This is a genomic window from Escherichia sp. AM3, assembly GCF_032029835.1.
In the GTDB taxonomy this organism is placed as follows: Bacteria; Pseudomonadota; Gammaproteobacteria; order Enterobacterales; family Enterobacteriaceae; genus Escherichia; species Escherichia coli.
In genome coordinates, this window is record NZ_JAVUPQ010000025.1 from 19,801 (window position 1) to 37,581 (window position 17,781).

Below are 17,781 nucleotides of genomic sequence, written 5' to 3' on the forward strand. Positions count from 1 at the left end.
TGAAAGCATGCCGGATTGCGGCTAATGATGAGTAAAAGGAAATCCGTTGCAGATGATTGTGCGCATACTGCTGCTGTTTATCGCCCTGTTCACCTTCGGTGCGCAGGCGCAGGCTATCAAGGAAAGCTATGCCTTTGCCGTGCTGGGCGAACCCCGGTACGCATTTAATTTCAACCATTTTGATTATGTGAACCCCGCCGCGCCAAAAGGTGGGCAGATAACGTTGTCAGCCCTCGGCACCTTCGATAATTTCAACCGCTATGCACTGCGCGGCAACCCGGGCGCACGCACCGAGCAGTTGTACGACACGCTATTTACGACTTCCGATGACGAACCAGGCAGTTATTACCCGCTGATTGCTGAAAGTGCACGCTATGCTGACGATTATTCCTGGGTGGAGGTCGCTATTAATCCGCGCGCCCGTTTTCATGATGGTTCGCCCATTACTGCCCGCGATGTAGAGTTTACTTTTCAAAAATTTATGACCGAAGGCGTGCCGCAATTTCGTCTGGTCTACAAAGGCACCACCGTCAAAGCCATTGCACCGTTAACCGTGCGCATTGAGTTAGCTAAACCCGGCAAAGAAGATATGCTGAGTCTGTTTTCGCTGCCGGTATTTCCAGAAAAGTACTGGAAGGATCACAAACTTAGCGACCCGCTCGCCACGCCTCCGCTTGCCAGTGGTCCGTACCGCGTTACGTCCTGGAAAATGGGGCAAAATATTGTCTATTCCCGTGTGAAAGATTACTGGGCAGCAAACTTACCGGTAAACCGTGGACGCTGGAATTTCGACACCATTCGCTACGATTATTACCTCGATGATAATGTCGCCTTTGAAGCGTTTAAAGCAGGTGCCTTTGATTTGCGTATGGAAAACGACGCCAAAAACTGGGCCACGCGTTATACCGGTAAAAATTTCGATAAAAAATACATCATCAAAGATGAGCAAAAGAACGAATCAGCCCAGGATACGCGTTGGCTGGCGTTTAATATCCAACGTCCGGTATTCAGCGATCGCCGGGTCCGGGAAGCTATCACTCTCGCCTTTGACTTTGAATGGATGAACAAGGCGTTGTTTTACAATGCCTGGAGTCGCACGAACAGTTATTTTCAGAATACCGAATACGCGGCCAGAAATTACCCCGACGCCGCGGAGCTGGTGCTTCTGGCACCAATGAAAAAAGATCTACCGTCAGAAGTCTTCACACAAATCTACCAGCCGCCGGTATCCAAAGGCGATGGCTACGATCGTGACAACCTGTTAAAAGCCGACAAACTTCTCAACGAAGCGGGCTGGGTGCTGAAGGGTCAGCAACGCGTTAATGCCACAACGGGTCAGCCACTCAGCTTTGAATTATTGCTTCCCGCAAGCAGCAATAGTCAGTGGGTATTGCCGTTCCAGCACAGCCTGCAACGGCTGGGTATCAACATGGACATTCGCAAGGTGGATAACTCGCAAATCACTAACCGCATGCGCAGTCGCGACTATGACATGATGCCGCGCGTATGGCGGGCGATGCCGTGGCCCAGTTCCGATTTACAGATTTCCTGGTCATCGGAATATATCAATTCCACTTATAATGCCCCCGGCGTGCAAAGCCCGGTTATCGACTCGCTGATCAACCAAATTATTGCCGCGCAGGGAAATAAAGAAAAATTACTGCCGTTGGGGCGAGCACTGGATCGCGTATTAACGTGGAATTATTACATGCTGCCAATGTGGTACATGGCGGAAGACCGTCTCGCCTGGTGGGATAAATTCTCCCAGCCGGCCGTGCGCCCCATCTATAGCCTCGGTATCGATACCTGGTGGTATGACGTCAATAAAGCGGCCAAACTGCCGTCCGCCAGCAAACAGGGAGAGTAGATGGGCGCTTACCTGATTCGCCGTCTGTTGCTGGTGATCCCAACATTATGGGCGATTATCACCATCAACTTTTTCATCGTGCAAATTGCGCCTGGCGGTCCGGTCGACCAGGCCATCGCCGCCATTGAGTTTGGTAATGCCGGAGTATTACCCGGCGCAGGCGGTGAAGGTGTTCGTGCCAGCCATGCGCAAACGGGTGTCGGCAATATCAGCGACAGTAATTACCGTGGCGGACGCGGATTAGATCCAGAAGTGATCGCTGAGATCACTCATCGCTACGGTTTTGATAAGCCGATCCACGAACGTTACTTCAAAATGCTCTGGGACTACATCCGCTTTGATTTTGGCGATAGCCTGTTTCGCAGCGCCTCGGTGCTGACGCTGATTAAAGACAGTCTGCCGGTTTCCATCACCCTCGGATTGTGGAGCACGCTGATTATCTATCTGGTGTCGATTCCGTTAGGCATTCGCAAAGCTGTTTATAATGGGAGCCGCTTTGACGTCTGGAGTAGCGCATTTATCATCATCGGCTACGCCATTCCGGCCTTTTTGTTTGCCATCCTGCTGATTGTCTTCTTCGCGGGCGGCAGCTATTTCGACCTGTTCCCTCTACGCGGCCTGGTTTCCGCTAACTTTGATTCGCTGCCGTGGTATCAGAAAATCACCGATTATCTGTGGCATATCACGCTGCCGGTGCTGGCGACAGTGATTGGTGGCTTTGCGGCGCTGACCATGCTGACAAAAAACTCATTCCTTGATGAAGTGCGCAAGCAATACGTGGTGACCGCGCGTGCGAAAGGGGTAAGTGAAAAAAATATTCTCTGGAAACATGTGTTCCGCAACGCCATGCTGCTGGTGATTGCCGGTTTTCCGGCGACGTTTATCAGCATGTTTTTTACCGGCTCGCTGCTGATTGAGGTGATGTTTTCACTCAATGGTCTGGGCTTACTGGGCTACGAAGCGACCGTCTCGCGCGATTATCCTGTAATGTTTGGTACCTTGTATATTTTCACCCTGATTGGCCTGCTGCTGAATATTGTCAGTGATATCAGCTATACGCTGGTTGATCCGCGTATTGATTTTGAGGGACGTTAATGTCGCGACTCAGCCCCGTCAATCAGGCCCGTTGGGCGCGTTTTCGTCATAACCGTCGCGGCTACTGGTCGTTATGGATTTTCCTCGTCTTGTTTGGTTTGAGTTTGTGTTCTGAACTTATCGCCAACGATAAACCGTTGCTGGTGCGTTATGACGGCAGTTGGTATTTCCCGTTATTGAAAAACTACAGCGAAAGCGATTTTGGCGGCCCGCTGGCAAGTCAGGCTGATTATCAGGACCCGTGGCTGAAACAACGGCTGGAAAATAACGGCTGGGTACTGTGGGCACCGATTCGCTTTGGTGCTACCAGTATCAACTTTGCTACCGATAAGCCCTTCCCTTCTCCACCCTCCCGGCAAAACTGGCTGGGAACGGATGCCAACGGCGGCGATGTGCTGGCACGCATTCTCTATGGCACGCGGATCTCGGTTCTGTTTGGCCTGATGCTGACTCTCTGTTCCAGCGTGATGGGCGTGCTGGCGGGGGCGCTACAAGGCTATTACGGCGGTAAAGTCGATCTCTGGGGACAACGCTTTATTGAAGTATGGTCGGGGATGCCGACGCTGTTTTTGATTATTTTACTTTCCAGCGTCGTACAGCCTAACTTCTGGTGGCTGCTGGCAATTACTGTCTTGTTTGGCTGGATGAGTCTGGTCGGCGTGGTGCGGGCGGAGTTTTTACGTACTCGTAATTTCGACTACATTCGTGCGGCACAGGCGCTTGGCGTCAGCGATCGCAGTATCATCCTGCGTCATATGTTGCCTAATGCCATGGTCGCGACCCTCACCTTTTTACCGTTTATTTTATGTAGTTCGATAACCACCCTGACCTCGCTCGATTTCCTCGGCTTCGGTCTACCGCTCGGTTCACCGTCACTCGGTGAACTGCTGTTACAAGGGAAAAATAACCTTCAGGCCCCGTGGCTTGGGATCACCGCCTTCTTGTCGGTGGCGATATTATTGTCTTTGCTGATCTTTATTGGTGAAGCCGTCCGCGACGCATTTGATCCTAATAAGGCGGTGTAGCATGACGCAAACTCTGTTAGCGATTGAAAATTTGTCGGTGGGTTTTCGCCATCAGCAAACCGTACGTACAGTAGTCAATGATGTTTCACTACAGATTGAGGCTGGCGAAACGCTGGCGCTGGTGGGTGAGTCAGGTTCAGGCAAAAGCGTTACCGCGCTGTCAATTTTACACCTGCTCCCTTCCCCGCCGGTTGAATATCTCTCCGGCGATATTCGTTTTCATGGCGAATCGCTGCTTCACGCCAGCGATCAAACGTTGCGCGGTGTACGCGGTAATAAGATCGCCATGATTTTTCAGGAACCGATGGTGTCGTTAAATCCATTGCATACCCTGGAAAAACAGCTTTATGAAGTGCTTTCACTCCACCGCGGGATGCGTCGGGAAGCGGCTCGTGGCGAAATTCTTAACTGCCTTGATCGCGTTGGTATCCGCCAGGCGGCAAAACGGCTGACAGATTATCCGCATCAGCTCTCCGGCGGCGAACGGCAGCGGGTGATGATTGCGATGGCGCTGTTAACGCGACCGGAATTATTAATTGCCGATGAACCGACCACCGCACTGGACGTCTCTGTCCAGGCGCAGATTTTACAGCTGTTGCGCGAACTGCAAGGCGAGCTGAATATGGGCATGCTGTTTATTACTCATAACCTCAGCATTGTCAGAAAACTGGCCCACCGCGTGGCGGTAATGCAAAACGGTCGCTGTGTCGAGCAAAATTACGCCGCTACGCTATTTGCATCACCCACTCATCCTTACACACAAAAGCTACTCAACAGTGAACCGTCAGGCGATCCAGTGCCGTTGCCAGAACCTGCCTCAACGTTGCTGGATGTTGAACAGCTTCAGGTTGCCTTCCCCATTCGCAAAGGGATTTTGAAGCGCATTGTGGATCATAATGTGGTGGTGAAAAACATCAGTTTTACGCTACGAGCGGGTGAAACACTGGGTTTAGTGGGCGAGTCCGGTTCCGGGAAAAGTACGACGGGACTGGCGCTGCTGCGACTGATTAATTCTCAGGGCAGCATCATCTTTGACGGTCAGCCACTGCAAAATTTAAATCGCCGCCAGCTGTTACCTATTCGTCATCGCATTCAGGTGGTATTTCAGGATCCAAACTCCTCGCTCAACCCACGACTCAACGTTTTGCAGATTATTGAGGAAGGCTTACGGGTTCACCAGCCGACGCTTTCTGCCGCACAACGCGAACAACAAGTGATAGCCGTGATGCATGAAGTGGGATTAGATCCTGAAACACGCCACCGTTATCCGGCGGAGTTCTCTGGTGGTCAGCGACAACGTATTGCGATTGCCAGGGCATTAATTCTTAAGCCCTCGCTGATCATACTTGATGAACCGACATCATCACTCGACAAAACGGTACAGGCGCAAATATTGACGCTATTGAAATCATTGCAACAAAAGCATCAACTGGCCTATTTGTTTATCAGCCACGATTTGCACGTTGTCCGCGCGTTATGTCATCAGGTTATCATACTGCGACAAGGGGAAGTAGTGGAACAAGGACCGTGCGCGCGCGTGTTTGCCACACCGCAGCAGGAGTATACGCGTCAGCTACTGGCGTTGAGCTGACGCTTAAAAAGGATTGTAGTTTGAAAAGGGTTCGGCAATTGCCACACCAAAATTTTTCAATCGGCATGTTGCAGCAAACTCGTCCTGGCGATTTACAAACAGGCACGGCTCACCTTCACACTCCAGCACCGAACATGGAACTTCGATGTCGCTTAACGCCTGGCTTAGTTTATACATCACCGACCATGCATTATCACCATCCGGGCTAAGCAATTTAAGCGCCACCAGGCTGTTGTCACCGCACGGTCCATTTTGCGGAATCGGTTCAACCTTCGAACCTGCGAAACCAGCAGACCAGCGATAGTTCTGCGGCAGTCGATGGACGATTGAGAGTTGTAATGAAGTCACTTATTTTCCCCGGAAGCACATTCACTTCACAATTTGTTTACATCAATTTTAACACATCATCAACAATCCGTCTTTATACAGATCGTAAAGATTGATGCCTCGCCTGCGTGGCCTCTATGGCTCTGATTTAAGTAATATCTGCGGGCGTGGTCACGTTTGCGGGGCTATATGTACCCGTTTCTGCGATCTAACTCAACCTTTTTAACTACAATGATGTGACTTTTTACATAAATTGATTTTACATAAAATAAACATATATCGGGGGAATGATAGATTTGTGGTTGACATGCATCAACAAAGGAAGCCTTTTAGCTTCCTCGTTGTGCAATAGATCACCGTTTTTTCGGCCGACTGGCGTACAGACAGAAGAGAATGGAGCTGGTTGCGCAGAATGCAATTGACCAAATCATCGGCCATGCAGAGTTAAAGGTCGCAAGAGAAAGCAATGCGCCAACAATTGCCCCTATGCCAAAACGGAAGGTTCCTGCCAGCGAAGATGCCGTTCCCGCCATATGGGGAAACTCATCAAGAATGACCGCCATCGCATTGGATGACACCATCGACACGCAGCCCACAAACGCCGCAACGCCAACCACCAGCGACCAAAATCCCAGCCCCAGCAGCGCACTGATGACCATCCACGCTGCCATAATAAATTGTATCCACAACCCCGAGCGGAACATATTTAACGCGCCAATGCGGCGGACGAAGCGGCTGTTAAAGATGGTCATCACGAACAGAAAAACAATGTTTAGCGCAAAGTAATAACCAAAGTTTTCCGGCGCGACGTGGTTAATTTCAATATAAACAAACGGTCCGGCGCTTAAGAATGAGAACATCCCGGCAAAGCTGAAACCACTGGCAAGCATGTAGCTCAGGACACGTTTATGGCGGAACAGCGCCGCAAAGTTACCAATAGTGGTACGAATGTGAAATGGCTGACGACGCTCCGGTGGTAAGGTTTCTTTAATCAGGAAGAAAATCATTGCCGAAGCCAGAATCGCCGCTAATGCCAGGATCCAGAAGATGTAATGCCAGCTCAGCCACACCAGCACCCAGCCGCCAACTATCGGTGCCATCAGCGGTGCAATGGTTGTCACCAGCATGACAAACGACATCATCCGCGAGAACTCTTCTTTCGGGTAAATATCGCGCATCAGGGCGTTAATGACCACGCTGGCCGCAGCCGCAGCCAGCCCGTGGAAGAAACGCATCACAATCAGCTGATCGATGGTGTTTGCCAACGCACACGCCACCGCGGCGGCGGCAAACACCAGCGTACCGCCGAGCACCACCGGCTTACGCCCGAAGCTGTCTGCCATCGGCCCGTAGATTAACTGCCCCAACGCAAAGCCCAGAATATAAGTACTGAGGGTCATCTGCGTACTGCCCGCCGGTACGCCAAACTGCGCTGAAATTACCGGTAGCGCGGGCAGATACATATCAATCGACAGCGGCATCAACATGGCCAGCAGGCCAAGGATAAAAACAATAGCAAACGACGAATGCTGTCGGGTGGTCACAACGGGCTCCTGAAAGTCATTGAAAAGTTAGACGACGCTGGCAATTTCTTCTTCAGTTAACGGACGATATTCACCGGGGGCTAAATCAGCATCCAGCGTAATACCGCCAATACGTTCACGATGCAGCTCAACCACGTGGTTACCCACGGCGGCGAACATGCGTTTCACCTGATGATAACGCCCTTCGCTGATGGTCAGACGAACCTGCGTTGGGGTAATCACTTCCAGCACCGCAGGCTTAGTGAGATCTTTTTCGTTATGCAGCTGCACGCCTTTAGCAAATTGCTCTGCCGTATCGTCAGCTACAGGTGATTCCAGTGTCACCAGATAGGTCTTCTCGCAATGATGGCGCGGAGAAGTAATGCGGTGCGACCACTGACCATCATCAGTCATCAGCACCAGACCGGTGGTATCAATATCCAACCGCCCCGCCGCATGCAGTTTCCACGCTACCGGTTCATCAAGAAAATAGAGCACCGTTGGGTGATCAGGGTCGTCCGTGGAGCAAACATAGCCCTGAGGCTTATTGAGCATGAAGTAACGTGGACCGTGTTGCTGCGCCAGCGGGTTGCCATCGTAAGCGACATCATGTTCAGGAAGCAGTTTGAACGCTGCATTACGGACGATTTCGCCATCGACGGTGACACGATTGCCGCGGATTTCACGCCCGGCAATAGCACGGCTAACGCCGAGTTGCTGTGCGATAAATTTATCAAGTCGCATGTGTGTGATTTTGCCTGTAAAAACGGAGGTCGGGCATTGACCCGAAAATCTGAACTGTTGTCTGCCCAGTATAGCGGTCTAATAACATCCCTCAAGGGAAAAAGATCCATGGCATACTATTAGCAGAATAATCTACCTACGCGAGACCATGATTTTTACACTTCGCCCATATCAGCAAGAAGCCGTGGATGCCACGCTCAACCATTTTCGTCGTCATAAAACCCCTGCCGTTATCGTGCTGCCCACCGGCGCAGGTAAAAGCCTGGTGATAGCGGAACTGGCACGGCTGGCTCGTGGTCGCGTGCTGGTGCTGGCACACGTTAAAGAACTGGTGGCGCAAAACCATGCAAAGTATCAGGCGCTGGGGCTGGAAGCCGATATTTTTGCCGCCGGGCTAAAGCGCAAAGAGAGCCACGGTAAAGTGGTATTTGGCAGCGTGCAGTCTGTCGCCCGTAATCTTGATGCCTTTCAGGGTGAATTTTCGCTGTTGATTGTCGATGAATGTCACCGTATTGGTGACGATGAAGAGAGCCAGTATCAGCAAATCCTCACTCACCTGACAAAAGTGAATCCCCACTTACGCCTGCTGGGGCTGACTGCCACGCCTTTTCGATTGGGCAAAGGCTGGATCTACCAGTTTCATTATCACGGCATGGTACGCGGCGATGAGAAAGCCCTTTTCCGTGACTGCATTTATGAGCTGCCGCTGCGTTATATGATTAAACACGGCTATCTGACGCCGCCAGAACGACTGGATATGCCAGTAGTGCAATACGATTTCAGCCGCTTGCAGGCACAGAGTAACGGGCTGTTCAGCGAAGCCGATCTCAACCGTGAGCTGAAAAAACAACAACGTATTACCCCGCACATCATCAGCCAGATTATGGAGTTTGCTGCAACGCGCAAAGGGGTGATGATTTTTGCCGCGACGGTTGAACACGCAAAAGAGATTGTGGGATTACTGCCTGCCGAAGATGCAGCACTGATTACTGGCGACACCCCCGGCGCTGAGCGCGATGTGTTAATTGAAAATTTTAAAGCCCAGCGTTTTCGCTATCTGGTCAACGTCGCGGTACTGACCACCGGATTTGACGCCCCGCACGTCGATCTTATCGCCATTCTGCGCCCTACCGAATCAGTGAGTCTTTACCAACAAATTGTCGGGCGCGGTCTGCGTCTCGCTCCGGGCAAGACTGATTGCTTAATTCTTGATTATGCGGGTAATCCTCACGATCTCTACGCGCCGGAAGTTGGTACACCAAAAGGCAAAAGTGACAACGTTCCGGTACAGGTTTTCTGCCCTGCCTGCGGTTTTGCCAACACCTTTTGGGGGAAAACGACCGCCGACGGGACATTGATTGAACACTTTGGTCGTCGCTGTCAGGGATGGTTTGAAGATGACGACGGTCATCGCGAACAATGTGACTTCCGTTTCCGTTTTAAAAATTGCCCGCAATGTAACGCGGAAAACGATATTGCCGCCCGCCGCTGCCGCGAATGTGACACCGTACTGGTTGATCCGGACGATATGTTAAAAGCGGCGCTACGACTGAAAGACGCGCTGGTATTACGCTGTAGCGGCATGTCTTTGCAACATGGGCACGACGAGAAAGGCGAATGGTTGAAAATCACCTATTACGATGAAGACGGCGCGGATGTGAGTGAGCGTTTCCGTCTGCAAACACCTGCCCAGCGTACCGCCTTCGAGCAGCTTTTTATCCGCCCGCATACGCGCACACCGGGCATCCCGCTGCGCTGGATCACCGCCGCCGATATCCTCGCCCAGCAAGCCTTATTGCGACACCCGGATTTTGTCGTCGCCCGCATGAAAGGCCAGTACTGGCAGGTGCGTGAAAAAGTGTTCGATTACGAAGGTCGTTTTCGTCTGGCGCACGAATTACGCGGTTAATGGTAGTTTTGATTGATGTATAAGGCGATTGAGTATAGAATCTCGCCCGCTTTTGCATACGCAAAGCAGATCACTTACCTGTTGCTGGGTCGCCTGTAGCAGGATTAATTTAAGAGAGAAAGAAATGTTTACTATCAACGCAGAAGTACGTAAAGAGCAGGGTAAGGGTGCGAGCCGCCGCCTGCGTGCCGCTAACAAGTTCCCGGCAATCATCTACGGTGGCAAAGAAGCGCCGCTGGCTATCGAGCTGGATCACGACAAAGTCATGAACATGCAAGCTAAAGCTGAATTCTACAGCGAAGTTCTGACCATCGTTGTTGACGGTAAAGAAATCAAAGTTAAAGCTCAGGACGTACAGCGTCACCCGTACAAACCGAAGCTGCAGCACATCGACTTCGTTCGCGCTTAATTGCTGAATAAGTTGTAAAAAACCCCGCTCCGGCGGGGTTTTTTGTATCTGCAGATTATGCCTGATTACGGTATTGCTATTTTTTGCAGGCCAGATAAGGCGTTCACGCCGCATCTGGCATTCAGAACACAAAACCGATTAATTGCCGCCAGACGTCCGGCGCTGCAATTGGTCGCGCAAATTCGGCGGCGTGCCTTTAATGGTCAAGGTATCGGTTGCTGGATCCCAGAAGATGCGTTCACCTAACAGCATCGCATCAAAGTTAATAGTCAAGCCACCGCCGCTACCGGCAAACTTCGTCAACTGACGCAGTGTGCTACGGTCTGCCGGGAAGCTCTCTTCCAGTTCGTAGCCTTTTTCAGCCGCAAACTCCGTGAAGCTCACTTCGCTTACGCCTGCCAGCTCTTTCGACAGCGATTTCAGTTCGATCTCTTCGCCTGCCTGCAGCTGCTCATTACAGTAGCTATAAACCTGCTGGCGCACGTTCTGTCGCTCTGCTTTATCCAGTTGTGCTTCGGCAGTGAAATCATCAACCGCTTGCAACAGCCCACGGTTTTGCGCTTTCGCGTTTAACCCTTCGCTGGCCCCGAGGAAATCCATAAAGAAATCCGCCACTTTGCGCCCTACTCGCCCTTTCAGGAAAGTGAGATAGCGGGTGGACTCTGGATTGGTTTCCCATTCGGTTAAATCGATACGCGCAACAATATCCGCATGATTGATATCAAGATAATGGGTTGGGTTGATGTCGAGATTTTCGTTAACGCGCATACTGCTCAGGTTGCTCAGAACTGCCACCAGCAAATACTCCACCGCCAGATAGCGATAGTGGCAAAACAGCACGAATCCACCGTCAGCAAAAGGATATTTCGCTAATTCGTCACGCAGGCGGCCGGTTGCCGCGCGGCTAAATGCCAGGAAGTCCTCTTCGCCCTGACGCTGTAAGCGCAGCGTCTGCGCCAGTTCACTCTCTTCGCTAAACAAGCCGTAAGCTTTATTTTTGGCGCTATAGACCCGATGCAGTTCTGCCACCATCTCAACGACGGTTTCTGTCGGTTCCAGCAATGAATCGCGCAACACCAGCTCAAGGTTCTGCTCATCACGCTTGATAAGCTGGTGCAGAGCAATCTGGTTGATATCCAGACTCATGATAAACTCTCCTTTAAGACCGGGCGGTATTCAACCACCGCCGGTTAAGCGACGCAATAAAAGATGGCGGTCATTTTACAGAAGGCAGCGTAACGAGAATGATTTAACGCATAAAAAAGCAGAAAAAAAACCGTTGCTACGGTAATATGTTGCCCTTTCATCAACTAACTGATTTCGATTTATGCCACAAATTTCCCGCTACAGTGATGAACAGGTTGAACAATTGCTCGCAGAGCTGCTCAACGTACTGGAAAAACATAAGGCTCCGACCGACCTTTCCCTGATGGTGTTAGGCAACATGGTCACTAACCTTATCAACACCAGCATTGCCCCGGCCCAACGCCAGGCAATTGCCAACTCTTTTGCCCGCGCCTTACAGTCCTCTATCAACGAAGACAAAGCGCACTAAGGGAAACAGATAACAGGTTATGGTAACTCATCGTCAGCGCTACCGTGAAAAAGTCTCCCAGATGGTCAGTTGGGGGCACTGGTTTGCACTGTTCAATATTCTGCTTTCGCTCGTCATTGGCAGCCGTTACCTGTTTATCGCCGACTGGCCGACAACGCTTGCTGGTCGCATTTATTCCTACGTAAGCATTATCGGCCATTTCAGCTTCCTGGTGTTCGCCACCTACTTGCTGATCCTCTTCCCGCTGACCTTTATCGTCGGCTCCCAGAGGCTGATGAGGTTTTTGTCCGTCATTCTGGCAACGGCGGGAATGACGCTATTACTGATCGATAGCGAAGTCTTTACTCGTTTCCATCTCCATCTTAATCCCATCGTCTGGCAACTGGTTATCAACCCAGACGAAAATGAGATGGCGCGCGACTGGCAGCTGATGTTCATCAGCGTGCCGGTTATTTTATTGCTTGAACTGGTGTTTGCGACGTGGAGCTGGCAAAAGCTGCGCAGCCTGACGCGTCGTCGACGCTTCGCGCGCCCGCTGGCCGCATTCTTATTTATCGCCTTTATCGCCTCGCATGTGGTGTATATCTGGGCCGATGCCAACTTCTATCGCCCGATCACCATGCAGCGCGCTAACCTGCCGCTTTCGTACCCGATGACGGCGCGACGTTTTCTTGAGAAGCATGGTCTGCTTGATGCGCAGGAGTATCAACGCCGTCTTATTGAGCAAGGTAATCCAGACGCCGTTTCCGTTCAGTATCCGTTAAGCGAACTGCGCTATCGCGATATGGGCACCGGGCAGAATGTGCTGTTGATTACTGTCGATGGCCTGAACTACTCACGCTTCGAGAAGCAGATGCCTGCGCTGGCAGGTTTTGCTGAGCAAAATATTTCGTTCACGCGCCATATGAGCTCCGGCAACACTACAGACAACGGCATCTTTGGCCTGTTCTATGGCATCTCGCCGAGCTATATGGACGGCATTCTGTCGACCCGTACGCCTGCGGCATTAATTACTGCGCTTAATCAGCAAGGCTATCAGCTGGGGTTATTCTCATCAGATGGCTTTACCAGCCCGCTGTATCGCCAGGCATTGTTGTCAGATTTCTCGATGCCGAGCGTACGCACCCAATCCGACGAGCAGACCGCCACGCAGTGGATCAACTGGCTGGGACGCTACGCACAAGAAGATAACCGCTGGTTCTCGTGGGTTTCTTTCAATGGTACTAACATTGACGACAGCAATCAGCAGGCATTTGCACGGAAATATAGCCGGGCGGCAGGCAATGTCGATGACCAGATCAACCGCGTGCTCAATGCACTGCGTGATTCTGGCAAACTGGACAATACGGTAGTGATTATCACTGCCGGTCGGGGTATTCCACTGAGCGAAGAGGAAGAAACCTTTGACTGGTCCCACGGTCATCTGCAGGTACCATTAGTGATTCACTGGCCAGGCACGCCGGCGCAGCGTATTAATGCTCTGACGGATCATACCGATCTGATGACGACGCTGATGCAACGCCTGCTACATGTCAGCACACCTGCCAGCGAATATTCGCAAGGTCAGGATTTGTTCAACCCTCAACGCCGTCATTACTGGGTTACCGCAGCGGATAACGATACGCTGGCAATTACCACCCCGAAAAAGACGCTGGTGCTGAACAATAACGGTAAATACCGCACTTACAACTTACGTGGTGAAAGAGTGAAAGATGAAAAACCACAGTTAAGTTTGTTATTGCAAGTGCTGACAGACGAGAAGCGTTTTATCGCTAACTGATTAATTATAAATCAGTTAGCGAAATATCTTACTTGCAATCGGTGTGGAAAACGGTAGTATTAGCAGCCACGAGTCGGCACGTAGCGCAGCCTGGTAGCGCACCGTCATGGGGTGTCGGGGGTCGGAGGTTCAAATCCTCTCGTGCCGACCAAAAATCCCAAGAAAAAACCAACCCTTACGGTTGGTTTTTTTATATCTGCAATTAATTCGATAAACAGACCGTGACACATCACAGCCTGTTTATTTTCTGTTATCAGAACGTCCAGACCACACCCGCCTGAGTATTCCACGGCGATTCTACCCCTGCGCCATTGCCATAGCTGACTGACAAATGACCGCTTAACGTCGGGGTAAACGATGACCTTATCCCAGCCTGATAAACGCCACTGGTTCCAGCCACATCATTATTAAATTTGCCATCGTCATTAACTTTCACCTGGTTAGAATCGGCGTATTCCTGACGCACGGCCGCTTTCAGCCAGGGTTCCAGCGTCGTACCGTTTTGCAGGTCCATGTGATAGCTTACCGCCGTTCCCGCTTCAGCGCGTAATATCCGGGTATTTCCCACATCCGCGCGCATGCCGTTTGATAACGTGTAGTCCTGACCATCTGTGGTAAAGCCGGTAAAGGCCAGATAGGGTCTAACACTCCACAATCCGTCAACCCAACGGAACCCGCTCTCAACATGAGCACCCGCGCCGTTACTATTGTAATCGCCAAACGCTGTTGCCCCATTACTCATCTTGCCATGGATGGTGTTGGCAAAACGGTCAACTTTCACCACCCCATCAACATAGGCACCGTTCTGATGCTCCCAACCGGCATAAGCCCCCAGGGTATAGCTATCGATATTACCTTTGCCGCCGCGATCAAAACCAATATCAGAATGAGAGTAACCAAAGATCAAGCCGCGAATTGTACTGCTTTCTTCACGGGAGAAACGGCTATCGATACCGAGCGTCAGGCCCGTCAATGTTTGCTCAAAACCAGCTCCCGCATCAGTGGTCACGTTGTTGCGGGTGTTAATTGCCGAACTCCACATCGCCGTATCGTAACTAACGCCTTTTACGCTACCAAGACGCTCACGCACGGTGTCCAGTTCTGCATCAAATACCAGCGGTTGTGCGGCCGCCATATTCAGCACATCAGTGGTTGAAGGGGTAATTTGCGCGCGATTCTCTGCCAGACTCCAGCTATGGTTGCCATTATCCAGCAAGGTATATTCATACGTACCGATATCAACAACGCCTCCGGCATTGCCCAACGTAAATGCAGCATCACCGCCGCCCGTTGTTACCAGTGTAAGGCTATCTCCTGCTGCCGGGCTGGCACCGGTGTCCGTCACGAATATTTTGAAATCACCTGTTGCCTGACCGGTGACGTTGAGCTGATCGCTCTGATGATTAGCCATATCGGTACGCATATAAAAATTGCCGTTTCCCGACAGGGTATTGGTGGTCAACGTAATGAAATTTTCCGCACTTGCCGTCACTGATGAACGAGTCACTGGCTCATCCATCATAATCACATTTGCGTCAGACATCGCAAGGTTGGCTAAGTTGAGGAGGGTGTTTTGGTTCGTCGTAGTGATATCGGCAATGATGGTCCATACGCTATTTTCGAGCGAAACGTCCGCTTTGCTGGTATCCACGGCACCATGCGTTCTAAAAGAAGCGCCCTCAGAAACCACTACCTTACCCACCAACATTGCGTGTGCATAATTTATTTGCGGCTTCATGACCTCAAGAATGCCATCATTCCCTCTGACTGAAACGTTAACCATTGTGCCAGCCCAGACGTTAGCGCGGCCATTGTTGATAACCATATTTTCAGAGATGGCTTTTGAGGAATACGTGATACTTCCATTCTGATATGATCGACCGAGATCATATACCGCATTTGCCTGCACTTTCGTACCAGTATCCTTTCCCAGCGATTGCATAGTGGCATGCTTATCAAGGATAGTATCAATGGCCTGCGTGTCCTCCATAACAATGAGCCCGGAACCATCATCCAGTTCATAATTTTTTGACACACCATCTTTTATACTAAATTGGCCTTTACTGTTTGGACCACTCACTTCCAGCGCATTCGTTGAGACAATTAATTTTCCGCCTGCTTTTTTATCAACGCCAGTTACAGTCCCGCCATCCATAACCTCCAGTAAGCCGCCACTATCTACAGTGGTATTATAAGCGAAGTCATTTTCTTCAACTCGCAAACTTCCGCCGTTTTCCAACAACATATTATTAGCAATACCATTCTTGATATCGAACTGACCGAGACGGTTTGTTCCGAATACCTCCATGGCCCGCGTGGTTGTTTTAATAGCACCGCCTGCTTTCTGATCTACCGCAAATGCAAATCCCCCCTCTTTAACCTCCAGTAGTCCTCCCTTTTCGATAGCGACAAAGACGGCCCCCCCATCTTTTTCAACGATTAAGCGCCCGCCTTTAATCGTGGTATCATTCGCTGCGCCATAAACCTGTAGCACACCATTATTGAGCGTAGTCTGGTTTGCCGCGCCACCCATTTGAACAATTTGATAACCGTCATTTAATACTGAGTATTCTGCGGCGCCATTCATTTCAATGTACTGATACCCTCCGTTAATTTCAGTATTATTACTTACACCAAATTCTTTTATATGCTGTTCTCCGCCAGGATTGATTTTCGTATTATTGGCGGTCCCATAAACCAGCTGGATATCTTTTTCCAGGACAACACCATCAACTGTCTCACCATACTCAACTGTTGATGCCAATGCTATGGGTGAATATAACGCTGTAGCCACCAGAACAGATATTGCGGAACGACAAAGAGAAACAGAACCAGATTGATGCATTGAGCTTTCATCCTATGAAATTAATTGCAGTTAAAAGCATTGGGTACAGAAAATACCCATAGCTCCATACCCGGAGTCAGTTTTTAAAAACTGTTTAAAGAAATGCACAAGTATTGTGATTGATTTTTTAGTTGTTTTTCTTGATGAGAAGCTGATGCAAAATTCCGTCTTTATAATGAAAATGATGCCAAAGCGAACGACAAGGTTGTAGTTTTCACTACATGTCCATACATAAAATGGGGTAACATTCACGCGCCTGGTAGCGTTACCAACGCTACGCTCAAACATAATGATTCTAATAAAACCTCAGGAGACTACTATGCCTGAAGCAACGCCTTTTCAGGTGATGATTGTGGATGATCATCCACTTATGCGACGCGGTGTTCGTCAGTTACTGGAGCTTGATCCTGGCTTTGAAGTGGTCGCCGAAGCGGGCGACGGCGCGAGCGCGATCGATCTGGCGAATAGACTGGATATCGACGTGATCTTGCTGGATCTCAATATGAAAGGTATGAGTGGCCTGGATACCCTCAATGCCTTGCGCAGGGATGGCGTTACCGCGCAAATTATTATCCTGACCGTATCAGATGCCTCCAGCGATGTCTTTGCGCTGATAGACGCAGGCGCAGACGGTTATCTGTTGAAAGACAGCGACCCGGAAGTATTGCTGGAAGCAATTCGTGCTGGAGCGAAAGGCAGCAAAGTCTTTAGCGAACGCGTCAATCAGTACTTACGTGAACGTGAAATGTTTGGCGCGGAAGAAGATCCCTTCAGCGTGCTGACGGAGCGCGAGCTGGATGTTCTGCACGAGCTGGCACAGGGGCTGTCAAATAAACAGATTGCCTCGGTGTTGAATATTTCAGAGCAGACAGTAAAAGTACATATTCGCAATCTGCTGCGCAAACTCAATGTCCGCTCACGCGTGGCGGCCACCATTCTGTTCCTGCAACAACGCGGGGCACAATAAAAATAGCCCGATGGATTTATCATCGGGCTGAGATTTATGACAAACGCAAAACTGCCTGATGCGCTACGCTTATCAGGCCTACGTGGATCGATCAATTTATTGAATTTACACAATTTTGTAGGCCGGATAAGGCGTTCACGCCGC

General features: G+C 50.5%; 14 protein-coding genes and 1 tRNA gene. 10 read left to right on the forward strand and 5 right to left on the reverse strand.

Annotation, left to right across the window (positions count from 1 at the left end; genetic code table 11):
• Positions 1–52: 52 nt before the first annotated feature.
• The 4 genes from RTW80_RS11660 to yejF are packed head-to-tail and all read left to right on the forward strand — an operon-like array spanning position 53 to position 5,578.
• The gene (locus RTW80_RS11660; RefSeq protein ID WP_000637034.1) at positions 53–1,867 is read left to right on the forward strand and encodes an extracellular solute-binding protein; all 1,815 of its coding nucleotides are present in this window, start codon (positions 53–55) and stop codon (positions 1,865–1,867) included.
• Entirely contained in the window at positions 1,868–2,962 is a 1,095-nt protein-coding gene (locus RTW80_RS11665) for a microcin C ABC transporter permease YejB (RefSeq protein WP_000501604.1), read from the forward strand. It begins immediately after the preceding gene.
• On the forward strand, positions 2,962–3,987 hold the full coding sequence (locus tag RTW80_RS11670; protein ID WP_000088916.1) for an ABC transporter permease: 1,026 nt from the start codon (positions 2,962–2,964) through the stop codon (positions 3,985–3,987). Before RTW80_RS11665 ends, RTW80_RS11670 begins: the two co-directional genes overlap by 1 nt.
• Before the next feature lies 1 nt (position 3,988).
• Positions 3,989–5,578, forward strand: coding sequence for a microcin C ABC transporter ATP-binding protein YejF (gene yejF / locus RTW80_RS11675; RefSeq protein WP_000194898.1), 1,590 nt, complete (start codon positions 3,989–3,991; stop codon positions 5,576–5,578).
• Between the two features lie 3 nt (positions 5,579–5,581).
• Here the strand turns inward: yejF and RTW80_RS11680 are convergent, their stop codons facing one another.
• The 3 genes from RTW80_RS11680 to rsuA all read right to left on the reverse strand — a co-directional run bounded on the left by RTW80_RS11680 (position 5,582) and on the right by rsuA (position 8,172).
• The gene (locus RTW80_RS11680; protein WP_000202798.1) at positions 5,582–5,926 is read right to left on the reverse strand and encodes a YejG family protein; all 345 of its coding nucleotides are present in this window, start codon (positions 5,924–5,926) and stop codon (positions 5,582–5,584) included.
• A gap of 332 nt (positions 5,927–6,258) precedes the next feature.
• Complete coding sequence (gene bcr, locus RTW80_RS11685) at positions 6,259–7,449, reverse strand: multidrug efflux MFS transporter Bcr (protein ID WP_000213361.1); 1,191 nt, start codon at positions 7,447–7,449, stop codon at positions 6,259–6,261.
• A gap of 27 nt (positions 7,450–7,476) precedes the next feature.
• On the reverse strand, positions 7,477–8,172 hold the full coding sequence (gene rsuA / locus RTW80_RS11690) for a 16S rRNA pseudouridine(516) synthase RsuA (protein WP_001234850.1): 696 nt from the start codon (positions 8,170–8,172) through the stop codon (positions 7,477–7,479).
• A gap of 148 nt (positions 8,173–8,320) precedes the next feature.
• On the opposite strand from rsuA, the gene RTW80_RS11695 reads away from it, so the two are divergent.
• Both RTW80_RS11695 and rplY read left to right on the forward strand, forming a co-directional pair.
• Positions 8,321–10,081 carry a DEAD/DEAH box helicase gene (locus tag RTW80_RS11695; RefSeq protein ID WP_000578061.1) on the forward strand — a complete coding sequence of 587 codons (1,761 nt, stop codon included), beginning with the start codon at positions 8,321–8,323 and terminating at the stop codon, positions 10,079–10,081.
• Between the two features lie 124 nt (positions 10,082–10,205).
• Positions 10,206–10,490: a 50S ribosomal protein L25 gene (gene rplY, locus RTW80_RS11700; RefSeq protein WP_000494183.1), complete on the forward strand. Its 285-nt coding sequence runs from the start codon at positions 10,206–10,208 to the stop codon at positions 10,488–10,490.
• A gap of 138 nt (positions 10,491–10,628) precedes the next feature.
• On the opposite strand, the gene yejK is transcribed toward rplY, so the two are convergent.
• Complete coding sequence (yejK, locus tag RTW80_RS11705; RefSeq protein ID WP_000050793.1) at positions 10,629–11,636, reverse strand: nucleoid-associated protein YejK; 1,008 nt, start codon at positions 11,634–11,636, stop codon at positions 10,629–10,631.
• Positions 11,637–11,817: 181 nt separating this feature from the next.
• Between yejK and RTW80_RS11710 the strand changes: the two genes are divergently transcribed.
• From RTW80_RS11710 to RTW80_RS11720, 3 genes are all read left to right on the forward strand, one after another.
• Positions 11,818–12,045, forward strand: a complete 228-nt coding sequence (locus tag RTW80_RS11710) for a YejL family protein (RefSeq protein ID WP_001135667.1) — start codon at positions 11,818–11,820, stop codon at positions 12,043–12,045.
• A gap of 19 nt (positions 12,046–12,064) precedes the next feature.
• Positions 12,065–13,825 (forward strand): LPS biosynthesis-modulating metalloenzyme YejM, encoded by a 1,761-nt coding sequence (yejM, locus tag RTW80_RS11715; protein WP_000256203.1) that lies wholly within the window; start codon positions 12,065–12,067, stop codon positions 13,823–13,825.
• 74 nt (positions 13,826–13,899) lie between these two features.
• Positions 13,900–13,976: transfer RNA gene (locus RTW80_RS11720), tRNA-Pro, on the forward strand.
• 102 nt (positions 13,977–14,078) lie between these two features.
• On the opposite strand, the gene yejO is transcribed toward RTW80_RS11720, so the two are convergent.
• The gene (gene yejO / locus RTW80_RS11725; RefSeq protein WP_312719159.1) at positions 14,079–16,670 is read right to left on the reverse strand and encodes an autotransporter YejO; all 2,592 of its coding nucleotides are present in this window, start codon (positions 16,668–16,670) and stop codon (positions 14,079–14,081) included.
• Between the two features lie 319 nt (positions 16,671–16,989).
• Between yejO and narP the strand changes: the two genes are divergently transcribed.
• The gene (narP, locus tag RTW80_RS11730; RefSeq protein ID WP_001113637.1) at positions 16,990–17,637 is read left to right on the forward strand and encodes a nitrate/nitrite response regulator protein NarP; all 648 of its coding nucleotides are present in this window, start codon (positions 16,990–16,992) and stop codon (positions 17,635–17,637) included.
• Positions 17,638–17,781 lie beyond the last annotated feature (144 nt).